Annotated in this window: 12 protein-coding genes; 4 read left to right on the top strand and 8 right to left on the bottom strand. The window is 35.5% G+C overall.

Features of this window, described 5'->3' with window-relative positions; all coding sequences use genetic code 11:
• Window positions 1–80: 80 nt before the first annotated feature.
• The 4 genes from ABH959_RS22340 to ABH959_RS22325 all read left to right on the top strand — a co-directional run bounded on the left by ABH959_RS22340 (window position 81) and on the right by ABH959_RS22325 (window position 6,846).
• A complete protein-coding gene (locus tag ABH959_RS22340; RefSeq protein WP_113938192.1) occupies window positions 81–2,051 on the top strand; it encodes an FtsX-like permease family protein in 1,971 nt (656 codons plus the stop codon).
• A gap of 79 nt (window positions 2,052–2,130) precedes the next feature.
• Window positions 2,131–4,089, top strand: a complete 1,959-nt coding sequence (locus tag ABH959_RS22335) for an FtsX-like permease family protein (protein ID WP_016127570.1) — start codon at window positions 2,131–2,133, stop codon at window positions 4,087–4,089.
• Window positions 4,090–4,108: 19 nt separating this feature from the next.
• Complete coding sequence (locus ABH959_RS22330; protein WP_002164884.1) at window positions 4,109–4,861, top strand: ABC transporter ATP-binding protein; 753 nt, start codon at window positions 4,109–4,111, stop codon at window positions 4,859–4,861.
• Window positions 4,858–6,846 carry an FtsX-like permease family protein gene (locus tag ABH959_RS22325; RefSeq protein ID WP_404493170.1) on the top strand — a complete coding sequence of 663 codons (1,989 nt, stop codon included), beginning with the start codon at window positions 4,858–4,860 and terminating at the stop codon, window positions 6,844–6,846. The genes ABH959_RS22330 and ABH959_RS22325 overlap by 4 nt, the downstream gene beginning before the upstream one ends.
• A gap of 54 nt (window positions 6,847–6,900) precedes the next feature.
• Here ABH959_RS22325 and ABH959_RS22320 read toward each other — a convergent pair whose 3' ends face one another.
• From ABH959_RS22320 to ABH959_RS22285, 8 genes are all read right to left on the bottom strand, one after another.
• The gene (locus tag ABH959_RS22320) at window positions 6,901–7,107 is read right to left on the bottom strand and encodes a YjcZ family sporulation protein (protein WP_328070736.1); all 207 of its coding nucleotides are present in this window, start codon (window positions 7,105–7,107) and stop codon (window positions 6,901–6,903) included.
• A 179-nt stretch (window positions 7,108–7,286) separates the two neighbouring features.
• Complete coding sequence (gntP, locus tag ABH959_RS22315; RefSeq protein ID WP_404493169.1) at window positions 7,287–8,612, bottom strand: gluconate permease GntP; 1,326 nt, start codon at window positions 8,610–8,612, stop codon at window positions 7,287–7,289.
• A 65-nt stretch (window positions 8,613–8,677) separates the two neighbouring features.
• Window positions 8,678–9,403, bottom strand: coding sequence for a GntR family transcriptional regulator (locus ABH959_RS22310; RefSeq protein ID WP_404493168.1), 726 nt, complete (start codon window positions 9,401–9,403; stop codon window positions 8,678–8,680).
• Window positions 9,403–10,419 carry a sugar kinase gene (locus tag ABH959_RS22305; RefSeq protein ID WP_404448431.1) on the bottom strand — a complete coding sequence of 339 codons (1,017 nt, stop codon included), beginning with the start codon at window positions 10,417–10,419 and terminating at the stop codon, window positions 9,403–9,405. The genes ABH959_RS22310 and ABH959_RS22305 overlap by 1 nt, the downstream gene beginning before the upstream one ends.
• Window positions 10,412–11,167: a 2-dehydro-3-deoxy-phosphogluconate aldolase gene (gene dagF / locus ABH959_RS22300; protein WP_002191030.1), complete on the bottom strand. Its 756-nt coding sequence runs from the start codon at window positions 11,165–11,167 to the stop codon at window positions 10,412–10,414. Before dagF ends, ABH959_RS22305 begins: the two co-directional genes overlap by 8 nt.
• A 1-nt stretch (window position 11,168) precedes the next feature.
• Entirely contained in the window at window positions 11,169–12,272 is a 1,104-nt protein-coding gene (locus ABH959_RS22295) for a DgaE family pyridoxal phosphate-dependent ammonia lyase (protein ID WP_002129640.1), read from the bottom strand.
• Window positions 12,250–13,350 (bottom strand): amidohydrolase/deacetylase family metallohydrolase, encoded by a 1,101-nt coding sequence (locus tag ABH959_RS22290; RefSeq protein ID WP_404493167.1) that lies wholly within the window; start codon window positions 13,348–13,350, stop codon window positions 12,250–12,252. Before ABH959_RS22290 ends, ABH959_RS22295 begins: the two co-directional genes overlap by 23 nt.
• 276 nt (window positions 13,351–13,626) lie before the next feature.
• On the bottom strand, window positions 13,627–14,487 hold the full coding sequence (locus ABH959_RS22285; protein ID WP_113938198.1) for a M15 family metallopeptidase: 861 nt from the start codon (window positions 14,485–14,487) through the stop codon (window positions 13,627–13,629).
• Between the last annotated feature and the right edge of the window lie 44 nt (window positions 14,488–14,531).

Here is a 14,531-nt window from a genome sequence, read left to right as displayed (position 1 = left end):
AGCAAAATGTATGAGATCTCACTCTCATACATTTTTTGCAATAAAACTACATATCAGCCTTCTATCGGGAGGTACTTATTATGACATTTTGGCAATTCGCATTCAAAAACGTAACGCGCAACTCAAGAGCTTATTTTGCTTACTTTATAAGCAGTTCCTTTTCCATTGCTGTTTTCTTTTCATTCGCTGTTTATTTGTTTCATCCAAAATTACAAAATTCCACTATGATCTCTGAAATTTCAGGATTAATGATTTTTTCAGAAGTTGTTATTGTTTTGTTCTCGTTCTTTTTTTTACTCTATTCAATCGGATCGTTTTTAAAGGTTCGTAAAAAGCAATTTGGGATTTTAACTGTTTTAGGTATATCAAAAAAGCAATTACATCGACTCGTTTTCACTGAAAATATGCTAATTGGTATTTTATCTATCTTTTTCGGTATGCAGTTTGGATTTGTATTTTCACAATTTTTCTTATTAGTGACAGCGAAAATTACACACCTACCAGGGATATATTTATATATACCTACGAATGCTTTCATTTTAACAACGATTGTGTTTCTTGGTCTCTTTATCGCTGTATCTGCATTCACACCAATGCTTATTCGAACAAAAAAAGCAGTGCACCTTTTAAAAACAAACAATGTAAAACAAAAAGAAAGAAAACCATCCATATCCATTTCTCTATTTGGTGCTATCTGTTTATTAGGTGGCTATATTTTAGCTGTAAACCCTAAATATTTTTTCTCAATAAACCCGCAAGTAGGCGTTATATATATGGTTTCAAGTATTTTTGTGATTCCAGCACTTGTTACAATTGGGACATATTTTTTCTTTTCTCAAATTAGTTTCTTACTTATTTATATTTTAAAGAAAAGAAGAAATTTTTATATGAAACGTATTAATATGCTTTGGATTTCGGATTTAGCAAGTCGTATTCGCACGAATATCAATATGCTTTTTATTGTAGCGATGCTATCTACAATAGCCTTCACAATGATTACATTTCTATATGGATTTGGAAAGTTTACAAAGCTAGATGTTACGAGAAGTACACCTTTTCCATTTTCTTATTTTTCATATGACGCAAATCCTTTTGCTAACAAGCATTTAACTTGGCTTGAACAGCAGTTACAAAAAGAAAATTTCTCTTATAAAAAGATAGAAGCTGATTTATATGAAACACCACTGAAAGAAGATGAAGGTATAACGGCTTACAATGACGTCTATGCAATGAAACAAAGTGACTATAATAAACTTGCAGCTTCCCTACGAATGAAACAACTATTCATGAGCGATAACGAAGCATATGTCTTAAGCGATAGCGCTTATTTCACCTTATTTAGCCAATTTGAGCCAAGCTTCAATAGAAAATCCATTACACTTTCTAGCACAAATACGATATTACAAGTAAAGGGCTATGAACAAGCAGGGGCCATTCCATCTAACTTTTCATATCAAACTTTAATTTTACCTGATGTTGTTGTAAACAACTTACCAAGTACAACAAAGCATATATCAGCGTACAATTATAACGTACAAAATTGGGAAAAGACGTATAAAATTGCTAATGATTTTATGAAAAAAATACAAAAAGATCGACAGGAATTCCAATACGAAGGCCCCCTTATCCGCCCCTATGAATCAGCAGACTCATTATATAGAATCACATCAGGAAGTGCTGCATACTTCCTAATCGGGACATTCTTAGGTGTCATTTTCTTTATTGGAGCAGGTAGCGTTCTTTACTTCAGAATGTATACAGATTTAACAAACGAACAAGAAAAATATGTAGCAATTTCAAAAATTGGTGTAACAAATGCAGAGATGAAACGATCTGCAACCATTCAACTTAGCATTTTATTTTTCGTTCCATATGTTATGGCATCCATTCATACAATGTTCGCAACAAAAATGCTTCAAGATGTAATTGATTTATCACTATTCAAAGAAATTTCAGCCGTTCTTATTATTTTTGGCATAGTTGAAATCGTCTTTTTCTTATTCATTCGTTCCTTTTACATGCAAAAGTTATCAGAGTATACGAATGGTTAAGTTTTATGAATATATTAGTACAGGAAAAGGGTATCTCTTATATCCTTTTCTTCTTCACTCTATTAGGAGGTTTAGGTGAATGACATTTTGGCAGTTTGCCTTTAAAAACGTAACAAGGAACGCCAGAGCTTATTTCGCCTATTTTGTAAGCAGTGCGTTTTCCATTGCAATTTTCTTCTCGTTTGCAGTTTATTTATTTCATCCTAAATTGCATATGACAGGCGTGAATGCTGCTCTGAACATATTAATGACAATCTCAGAAGTTGTCATTGTATTCTTTTCATTTTTCTTTTTACTATATTCAATCGGTACTTTCTTAAAAGTACGAAAAAAACAGTTCGGGATTTTAACAGTACTTGGCATATCTCCAAAGCAGTTAAAGAGGCTTGTATTTCTAGAAAACATGTTAATTGGTGGCCTATCAATATTTTTCGGCATTCAATTTGGCCTTGTCTTTTCACAGTTCTTTTTATTAGTTACCGCCAAAATTACGCATGTGCCTGGTTTATATTTATATTGGTGGCCTACAGGTGCTATCATTTTAACTATAATTATCTTTCTTGGACTCTTCATTCTCGTATCATCTTTTACACCGATGCTAATCCGTACGAGAAAAGCTGTACGTCTTTTAAAAGAAGGAACAAAACAAAAAGAAAGAAAAGCATCTGTACTCATCTCTCTCTTTGGTGCGATATGTTTAATATCTGGATATGTTTTAGCAGCAAACCCGCTATATTTTATTTCACTAGGAGATATCGCTGGGCTTTTGTACGCTGCCTCCTGTATATTTGTCATCCCATCACTTGCTGCAGCTGGGACATATTTTTTCTTCTCACAAATTAGCTTCTTACTCATTCGCATATTAAAGACGAGAAGAAAATTTTATATGAAACGTATTAATATGCTTTGGATTTCTGATTTAGCAACCCGTATTCGGACGAATATTAACATGCTCTTTATTGTGACGATGTTATCGACACTCGCTTTCACAATGATTACATTCTTATATGGGTTTGGGAAATTCACAAAGTTTGATGAAATAAGGCAAAACCCTTTCCCGTTTACTTATTTATCACATACTGAAAATACGTTAGCTGATGAACATTTAAATTGGTTAGAACAAAAATTTAACGAAGAGCATTTTACTTATAAGAAATTTAAAACGGATATATATGAAGTATCTTCGGCGGAAGAAAGCCCGCAGCTCTATTATGCAATTAAACAAAGTGACTATAATATACTGGCTAAGGCGTTAAATTGGGAAACTCTCACAGTGAATAAAGACGAGTCTTATATATTAATTAAAGATTTAGATGCTCAAGTCATTGGAACGCTTCATAATAAGGAAAAGAAAAACACTCTTACACTTACTCAAAACTCTTTACCATTGCAGGTTAAAGACTATACAAGTTATAGCCCGTTCCCAATTGGTTTAGTACCTCAATTAATCGTACTATCTGATGAAAATGTAGAAGCATTATCATCTATTTCGAAACAAATGAGTGTATATAGCTTCAAAGTTATGGATTGGGAAAAAGCATATAATATTGGTTCAGCATTTATAACAAAAATCGCTAACGACAATGCGGCGATTCAAGCAGAACATCCACCGTTCCACGCAAGTGAAGCAAGTGACTCTTTATACAACAAGAAACTAAATGTTGCTTCCTTTTTCTTAATCGGAACTTTCCTTGGCGTTATTTTCTTTATTGGTGCTGGCAGTGTTCTTTACTTCCGAATGTATACAGATTTAACAAATGAGCAAGAAAAATATATAACGATTACAAAAATTGGTTTAACAGAAACTGAGATGAAGCAATCTGCTACAATCCAACTTGCTATTTTATTCTTCGTCCCTTACATTATGGCATCCATCCATACGATGTTTGCGACAAAGATGCTACAAGATGTATTAAATCTCTCGTTCTTCGCTGAAATTACAGTCGTGCTTATGATTTTTGGAACGGTTGAAATTCTCTTTTTCCTTTTAATTCGTTCCTTTTATATGCAAAAGTTATCACAACATATTAAGTTTTAATAATAGAAAGGTGATTATTATGGAAGAGGTATTACACATAAAAAACGTCTCAAAAGTGTATGAAGGAAAAGTCCCTCATACTGCTTTAAAAAATATAAATTTACACGTAGATAAAGGTGAATTCGTTGCGATTATGGGACCATCCGGAAGTGGGAAATCCACATTTTTAAACGTTATTTCGACTATCGATTCACCTACTTCTGGAGAAGTCGTTATTAACGGAAAACAACCGCATACATTCCGTAGAGAAAAGTTAGCTATTTTCCGCCGCCAAGAGTTAGGTTTTGTTTTCCAGAACTTTAACTTATTAGATACACTAACAATTGGTGAAAATATCGTATTACCTTTAACGCTAGATAATGTTCCTTTAAAAGAAATGGACGAAAAACTCGATAACATTTCAAAAAAGCTTGGAATTGATCATATTTTGGACAAACGTATTTTTGAAGTTTCTGGAGGACAAGCACAGCGTACTGCAGTAGCACGTGCCGTTATTCATAACCCTTCTCTTTTACTAGCTGATGAACCGACAGGAAACTTGGACTCAAAAGCAGCAATTGATGTAATGGAGCTATTTACGAAATTAAATAAAGAAGAGGATGCCACAATTTTAATGGTTACTCATGATCCGTTTGCAGCAAGTTATTGTAACCGCGTTATTTTCATTAAAGATGGTGGGCTTTACAATGAATTACACCGCGGACTATATCGCGAGAAATTTTATCAAGAAATATTAGATGTTTTAGCATTATTAGGAGGAAGGCGTGGATGACGTTTTGGCAATTTGCATTTAAAAATGTCTCGCGTAATTCTAAAGCATATTTTGCTTATTTTGTAAGTAGTGCTTTTTCTATTATGGTTTTCTTTTCATTTGCTGTTTATACGTATCATCCGCGCCTACAAAATGTTCAGAGCTATCAAGAACGAGATACCCTGATGAACTTAGCTGGTTCAGCACAGTTTGTCATTGTCTTGTTCTCATTCTTCTTCCTGCTTTATTCACTTGGAACATTTTTAAATGTAAGGAAGCAACAATTCGGGGTATTAACCGTTCTTGGTATATCAAAAAAACAATTAAAGCGACTTTTATTTACTGAAAACATGATAATTGGAATACTGGCTATTTTTGTTGGTATACAAGGCGGGCTTGTGTTTTCTAACTTTTTCTTACTAGTTACTTCTAAATTAACAGGTGCGAAAGGCCTCTACTTATATTGGCCTACAAAGGCAATTATCGTTACAACATTAACTTTTATTATTTTATTTTTCATCGTTTCTACATTTACACCGATGTTCATTCGTACTCGTAAAACAATTCGACTAATTAAAGTTACTAAAAAAGAAACGGAAGAAAAAAGACCATCAATAATAATCTCGTTGTTTGCCTTAACTTGTTTAGGACTATGCTATTATATTGCTGGTTATCCGCAAGGCTATGTAACGGAAAAAAATGTACAAAATGGATCTGTATTCTTTATCATATTATCTATTTTGCCACTCGTAGTAATCGGGACATATTTTTTCTTTTCACAAACATTTCTTCTCTTCATCTTCATTTTAAAAAAAAGAAGAAAGTTTTATATGAAACAAATAAATATGTTATGGATTTCAGATTTAGTTGCTCGTACTCGTAGTAATATTAATGTACTTTTTATCGTTTCTATGTTGTCTGCACTTGCATTTACAATTATTATTGGGCTGTTTGCTGCTAATAACAATACAAAGGCATCAGTATTAGAGCGATATCCTGTCCCCTTTACGTATACATCAGAAAGTGAGAATCCCCTAGAACAAAAGCACATTACTACAATTGAAACTGAGCTTACAAATGCTAATTTTCAATACAATAAGTATAAGTTTACAGTTTTAAAAGATACAGCTTTAAAAGATACAGCTTTAAAAGAAGAGATTGCGCTTATGAAAATGAGTGATTATAACTCGATTGCTAAGCAATTACAGAGACCAGAAATAGCTCTTGATTCTACACAAGTTTATATTATTTCTCGTCATTCACCAGCGCTCTTAAATCTTGTATCAAATCCATTTGCAAAACAAGATACAATTGCAATCGGATCTAATAAAAAAGAATTTCATATTAAAGGATTTATTAATAAAGGGATAGAACCATCCTTTGCATTCCCCCATTTAATTGTTGTACAAGATTATGTTTTTGACAATATGATTCCTCATATTGAAACGACCGTAATCTATAACTACTTCGTAGAAAACTGGGAAAATGCAATGGTTCCAACAAAAAATATGTTACGTGCTATTGGTGATGATGCACGTGAGTTCTACGAAAAACATAAAGAAAAGAAAGCGCAAGTTCCTTTCTACATATATACGGCTACTGATGAACTAGTTCACGGTAAAGAAGATGCAATTGCTAATTTCTTTATTTGGGCATTTCTCGGCTTTATTTTCTTTATCGGAGCAGCTAGCGTTTTATACTTCCGTATGTATAACGACTTAACGACTGAAAAACAAAAGTACATTACGATTACAAAACTCGGCTTAACAGAATCGGAAATGTTTCGTTCTGCAACGATTCAGTTAGGAATTTTATTTTTCATTCCTTATATAGTTGCTGGTATTCATACAATATTTGCGATTAAGTTTTTACAAAGCATGTTTTCTTTCTCTTTATTAAAAGAATTAATCATTATACTTACGTTGTTCGGGATTATCGAGATCATTTTCTTCTTCTTAATCCGTTCTCTGTACATTAGTAAATTATCACAGCATATAAAAATATGAATAAAATGGCCTTGTGCATATTGCACAAGGCCATTTTCAATAGTTTTTAAATAATTAGCAGCAATATCCACCATAGCCGCCGCCATAACCGCCGTAACCACCATAACCGCCGCCTCCGCCGAAGCAGCTAGCACCGATAATGATTAATAAAATAAACAATACGATTAGAAGCGCAAAACCGCCTCCGCAGCCACGTCTGCGATCGAAATCATCACATCTGCGGTCGCAATCATCATGTCTGTGTTCACACTTTTCGCCCATTATTCTATTCCTCCTTTAGTATCATTCATAACAAGTTCTTCTTGCTCTAAATGAGGGGATTCCATTTATATTATGTTTTCAGGGCAAATCGGAAGCTTGGCACTCCTAAAAACGGGCTTGTTTCATGAAAAGAGCCCCAACACAAAAAGAGGATACCTTTAAATAGGCACCCCCTTCTTCTAAACAAACATATTAAGTAAAAGCGCAAAGCCGAATGCAATAAATGATAACAATGTCTCCAGCACCGTCCACGTTTTAAACGTTTCTTTTACTGTCAAACCTAAATACTCTTTTACAAGCCAGAATCCTGCATCATTTACGTGAGAAAACATTAATGAACCTGCACCGGTTGCAATAACGAGTAATTCTAAATTTACACCAGACATGTGCTGAATAACCGGTGAAACAATTCCAGCTGCTGTCGTTAATGCTACAGTAGCTGAACCTGTTGCAATTCGGATTAATCCCGCTACCATGAACGCTAAGACGATTGGTGATAATGAAATATGTTCTGCCATTTGAGCGATGGCTGTTCCAACGCCGCTTTCAATTAATATTTGTTTAAATCCACCGCCTGCACCAATTATTAAAATAATGGAACCGACAGGTAGTAAACTTTCATCTGTTAATTTTTTAATCATCTTTTTATTAATTCCTTGTTTTATACCAAGCAAATAAAACGCTGCGAAACATGAAATAAGTAAAGCGATTACCGGACTTCCTACAAATACTAAAAATTCAGTTATTTTTTTCGGTAATGAAATATATGGTGCGACTACTGATAAAATCATTAAAACTACTGGTAATAAAATGATAAAGAATGAAGCTTTACGACTTGGCAAATCAGTAGATACTGTCGTAACTCGAACAAGCTCCGGTTCATTTTCAGGTATAACCCTCTTATGTACCCACTTTGCAAATATCGGTCCTGCGATAATGGATGTTGGTAACGCGATAATTAATGAATACAATAATACCTTCCCTAAATTCGCATTATAAATACCAATTGCTGTCATCGCACCTGGATGCGGAGGCACTAGCCCGTGTACAATCGATAATCCGGCAATAACAGGTAACGCAATTAACAATATATTTTGTTTCGTTGTTTTTCGAATTGAAATAACAAGTGGTAATAAAATGACGATTCCCACTTCAAAAAACACTGGAATACCTATAACAAATCCGGCGAATAACATTGCCCAAGGTAATTTTTTCACCCCGAAGAATCGAATGAAGAAATCCGCTACTTGCATGCCAGCCCCTGAATCGGACATCATTTTCCCTAAAATTGTTCCGAGAGCCAAAATACCAACTAAATGCCCTAGTACACTACCAACACCAGTTTCATAGGCAGTAACAATTTTGGTCAAGTTCAATCCAGACATAATAGCTAAAAATAGACTAGCAACTGTTAAACTAATAAACGCATGCCATTTCCACCATGATACCCCTAAAATAACAATTGCGATCGCAATTAACGTGACGATTAATAAGTATATATCCATATCCCATTCCCCTTCGATATGAAATTTTTTTACAAAAAAAGAGGGAATTGGTCCCTCTTCACTTTTTACACATCATAATTTACAACGTAATGCTGCATTTCCGTATTGTAGTAGCCTTCACTATATTCAATTACTTCGCCAACTTCATCGTAAGAATAGCGCATACGTTTTAATAACGCTGTTCCCTCTTTTTCTCCTAACGCTTCTGCAACGAAATTAGGCGCAAATCCAACAGCGAATTCATCTCTGAAGTTTTCTAAATGTATACCACGGCCCTCGACTAGATCATAAAGCGATTGTAAGTCAAAGTCCGCTAAGTCTGTACTTGCCATTTGTGCTGAGAAATAGTGCGTATAATGAATGTACGGAGTATCATTTAAAGCATATAGACGCTCAATACGAAAACTCTCTTTACCAAACAAACGAAATGGTACTGTTCCTTCTTCATTATGAACCACTTCTGCCTTTAGCAATTTCTTTTGTACTTTATAGCCTTCTTCCACTAACACTTCTGTAAATTTCTTTCCCTTTGAAAGCTTTGTCGCAGAAGTATTTCGAATGACTTTCGTTCCTTTACCACTTTTCTTTTCTAAATATCCTTCTTGAACGAGTTCTTTAATTGCGTTTCGCACTGTAATTTTACTCACTTTGAACTCTTCTTCTAATTGTGGTTCAGAAGGAATATTTGTATGAATGGCATAAACACCATGTAATATTCGATCACGAATAATATTTTTAATTTGTAAATATAATGGACCTCTTTTTCTCGTTACGTTCACCGTTACACCCACTACCTTTCTACATCACCTACTGATGCCGTCATTGCCCGAAGTATATCTTTCTCTGATGACATTGGCGTATCACCGACGATTGTATGTGCAAGCATTCCAGCTGCTGACGCAAATGAAACAGCTTTCTCTGGTGCAAACTCTTCTATCTCGCCATGAATAATTCCGCTCGTATAAGCATCTCCAGCACCTATTCTATCATATACAGAAAACGTAAGTGTTTTGGCAAAAGTGAACGTCCCATCTTTACATATGAATCCGCGAAGTGAGTGTGTATTATCGCTATTAATAGAACGATGTGTCCCAGAAATTGTAGCGATATTATATATTTCAGCGACTTTTGGAATAAGATCAACAAGCTGTGCTTCTCGCTCCGTCTCTTCCGTTTTCATTCCAAGAACGAACATTGCATCTTTTTCGTTCATCATTACAATATCAGCTAGCCCTAACATTTCTTCATAATGCGGTTTCGCCTGTTTATATCCATCTTCTCCCCAAAGCGATGGACGATAATTGCAATCAAAGACAACAGTGCCTCCATTTTCTTTAACTGCCTTCGCCAAAGATTTCATATGATGGCGCACAGTATCATTCATCGCAAGGGTAATCCCGCAAAAATGAACGATATCAATTTCTTTTGCGATTTCTTCAAATTGGTACATCTCTTCACATGCCGTATTGAAACTACTTTCTAATCGGTTCGAATATGTAACGCGGCTTGCGCGTGCTCCAAATCCATTTTCTAAAAAGTACATACCAACATATTTACCGCCTCTTGAAATAAACGGTGCTTGAATGCCTAGTTTTTGAATGTGCGATACCGCCGCATCTCCAACCGAATTTTCCGGTAAAGTTGAAATAAGAAGCCCTTCATGCCCTAGATGAGAAAGTGCTGCTGCAACGTTCACACCTGTACCTGAAAATGAGTAATTTAATGAGTTTGCTTGCGATAGCAATTCATACCCTGGCACTTGCAGGCGCATCATAACTTCACCGAATGCTGCAATTTTCTTACGCATATTGATCAACTAACTTCTTCACGACCGCTAGTAATTCACGAACATCTTCTGTTTTCGTATTGCCAGTTTCTTTATCAATAATAGAAGAGTACACATGCGGGATAACTTGCTCTACGTTTGCTTCTAATGCAATACGTACAATTGTTTCAAAGTTTTCTTTATCAATTCCGCCCGTTGGCTCTAATGCAAATCCTTCTTCCGCACATGCTTTCGCAACAGCGCGATATTCTTCTTCATGCGCTAAACCTTTCATTGGGAAGTATTTCAATGAATTCCCGCCCATATCACGTACAAGTGCGATCGCTGTTTTAATTGGAACGATTGCTTTTTCTTCTCCAGCTGCACTAATTGGACCAGTAGAAATATTTACGTACCCTACTTTTCCTGTTGGTGATACTAAACTATTAATCCAGCTATCTTTTCCGCCAAGATTTGCACGTGTTGCTCCAACTGAAGGGAACACTTGGTTAATATGGCTACCTGGATAATGCTTCGCAATTTCAGCTACAACTGCTGCTTGGCGATTATCTCCTGCTCCTAGTCCGATTGATACAGCGTCATCAATTTCTTTTCCGTATGCTTTCATCGCAGTTACTGCTTCTTCTACTGTTGGATAATCTTTTGATAACACTCCAACGACTACATAACCTTCTGCTGCCTCAAAGATATCTTTCGCATTTCGGGTATTGTTCGCTAATACATTTAATGCTACGCGGCCTTTATAAAAACGTTTTTGAATGTTTGTCATTTTAGTTTCCCCCTACAATTTCTCTCATTTTTTCTTCAATTACATGTATGTCATCACCTTGAAGTGGGCGTGGATCAATATCAAAGAATCCTTGTCTTACTCCGTAATCACGTGTGTAAATTGCGATTTCCCCTTCGCGTAATGCTGTTACAACGTCTTTTGCTGATTTATTTAACTCGTTCTCGTTAATATGAATACGTGCTCTAAAGATTGCTCTTCCTGCCTCATCTTGAACGATCGTTACATTTACACCATTTAATTCTTTTAGCGGCATAAGTACTTGTAATAACTCTTTTTCTTGTTCACTCTTATCTTCTTTTACTCCGTACTCATCAAGCGCTTGAAGTAAACCGAAAGTTGTTTCTTTCCCAACTTTCATACTTCTACCACTGCAATGTAATTGCACTTTCAGCCACTCGATATATTTTCGTTTCCCGCCGACAATACCAGAAGTAGGTCCTTCAATTGCCTTTGAACCGCTATAAATGGCTAGGTCTGAATACTTCACATATTTTTGAATATCTTCTTCTGCTGCTGCATCAACGATAAGTGGTACATTATTTCGCTGCGCTACTTCCCACGCTTCTTCAACAGAAATCATATTTTTTTGCACTGCATGATGTGATTTCACATAAAGAATAGCTGCTGTATTTTCGCCAATTGCATCTTCAATATGCTCCGCTTTCCCTTCATTTGCGTAACCTACTTCAACGAGCTTACCGCCGCCTAAATAAATCATCGTTTCAACAGGAGCACCGTATTGAACGTTATGACCTTTTAACATAATCACTTCGTTTTTCGCGATTACTTCTTGATGAAGTCTTTCACTTTTACGGCGATTTCCTTCTGTAACGATACCAGCGATAGAAAGCGCAATTCCGCTTGATGCTGAATTTACAACAACTGCTGCCTCTGAATCTAGAATTCTCGCAATATGGTCTCCCGCTTTATCTACTAAATCAGCAATTTCTACATAATTTTGTCCACCATGTTTCATCGCATCCATAACTGTATCTGTAGGAGCGGATACACCTAAAATACTCATTCTACCGCTCGCATTAATAACTCTTTTTAATCCGTACTTAGCATTCAATGAATGACCCATTGATTACAACCCCTTTCGTATCAATTCTTATTTCAGCAATGCGCTGATCCCCTTCTGAATCAATTAACGTAATCGGTTCATCTTTCACCGTAAATAAAGTTAAGTTTGCAATATCGCCTTCTTGAATACGACCAAGCTCTGGTTTTTTCAGCCACTCTGCCGCATTTTTCGTAACTGCATCAATTACTTCTTCTAGCGGATAACCTAGGTAAAGGAATTTCGAAAGAACGTTAGCCATACTGTAAACTGGACCGTGTATACGATTCTTCCGGTAAATATCTGTACTAATTGTATTAAGGGCAATGCCGTAACGCTTCGCTGCCTCTGCTACTTTAAAAGAAAAACTAGCATTACCATGCCCAACATCTAAATGAACACCGCGTTTCACTGCATCTAATAAAACAGATATCGGTTTTCCTTCTTCATCAAATAAATTATTTTCTTTCCCGTTTAAGTAATGTGTAATGACATCATCTTTTTCTAAAAGAGGTACAACTTCCTCTATACGCGGAGGAGCTGAACCGATATGTACCATAATCGGTAATGATGTTTCACGAGATAAAGAACGCGCTACGTGCAGCGGTTCAATTCCGCTATCACAAACGACACTTTTACTCATTCTCGCCTTTAATCCAACGATTACATCTTTATACTTTTCTACTGCATCTATTACTTTCTCTTTATCTATCCATTCCATATTGGATAATTCATCAATTCGTTTCAAACCGATGCGAGAAATATTTAAAAAGGCAAATAAATTCGTTTTTGCCTGTTCTCTACTTTGTACTAAATCTGCGATACGATCAGCTCCGCAGCTTCCCGCATCAACAATTGTCGTTACCCCTTGCTTAACGCCAATTTCATCTACCTCATCGCCATACGGATCAAACTCTGGAAAAGCATGAACGTGCAAATCAATCCATCCACTCGATACGTAAGTACCTGAGTAATCAAGAACCTTTTCGCCCTCGCCAAAACCAGCTTTCGTCACCTGTCCGATTTTATTATTTTCAACTACAATGTCAATCTCTTCCCCGTTCACACGCTTCACATTACGTAGCACGAATCGTTCTGTCATTGTATTTCCACCCTTTTCTATAAGAAGCCATAAGAATACGCTTACATTAAAATTTCATTTTATATCTCTTTCACATATTTAGAGTATCACGAAAAAAAAGAAAAGTAAATATAACGTTATAATGTTTAATGGTAAATAAAAAAACAATCCACAAAATGTTGATAGTACAGGAAATTATATCAATGATTCGACAAGGAATATCGATTTACCGACAAAAAACGGCAATCTATTTCTTATATGCCAAAAGACTGACCCAAAACGGACCAGCCTTTTTCTCTATTCTTGAACAGTCACAATAACCCCGTCCATATTGTTCCCCGAAATTTCATATTGCTTATTTACTGGAACATTCACGTTCATACGATCTGAAACTTTATAATAAGAAACCGTATATTTCTTACCTTCAACCTCAGTTGAAACTTCTTTTTCCTCTTTTAAGAAGTCCAAATATTCCTCTAACGTAATCTTCTTTTTTTGCATAATTGCGCTATGTGGTAAGCCGACATAACGTATGTGCCACGGCTCATATTGAATGCCCGTAATATCACTTTTATTTTTCGGATAACGTAAAACAAATCCGTGCTTCCATACGTTCTCTTCAATCCATTTTCCTTCAGGAGCTTTCTCCATTTTCTTTTGAGTAGACCCAACGTCGAGTGATAACCCTAAATTATGTTCACTATATCCTGCTGGAAGTGCATAATCAGATCCCATTTCTTTATATAATTTACTTTGTTCTTGAAAATCTCGGTAACCGCTACTCATTAAGAAATGCTGTACTCCATCTTTCCCAGCTGCATCGACAACGTTCAAAAACTTTTTTACAACACCCTTTGATAAGCGAAGATTTCTATCAAATATTACATAGCCTCTTACTAATTCACTATTGTGATTTACATTTATAATATCGGACCTAACACTATCTTTTTTAACCGGGTAATCTTTATTAACTAATAATAGATCACCTTTATAAATTTGTTCCTCTGTAACCTCTATCTTTTCAGTGTTCGCGGCTTTTACTTTGTTATCTTTTTCTGCAATTTTAACATCGATCTCCTTTTGAAATACTGGTAATATATAAAAGCCTACACATGCTGTACATACTATAAAAAGAGAAATAAATACCCACTTTTTCATTTCTAGTTCCTCCTTAACGTAACTTACGTATAGAATAGAAAAAA

Origin of the sequence: Bacillus sp. RC51 (genome assembly GCF_044908115.1) — a bacterium.
Taxonomy (GTDB): Bacteria; Bacillota; Bacilli; order Bacillales; family Bacillaceae_G; genus Bacillus_A; species Bacillus_A mycoides.
The sequence above is the reverse complement of the archived record's forward strand: the minus strand, read 5'-3'. Positions and strand labels throughout refer to the sequence as shown.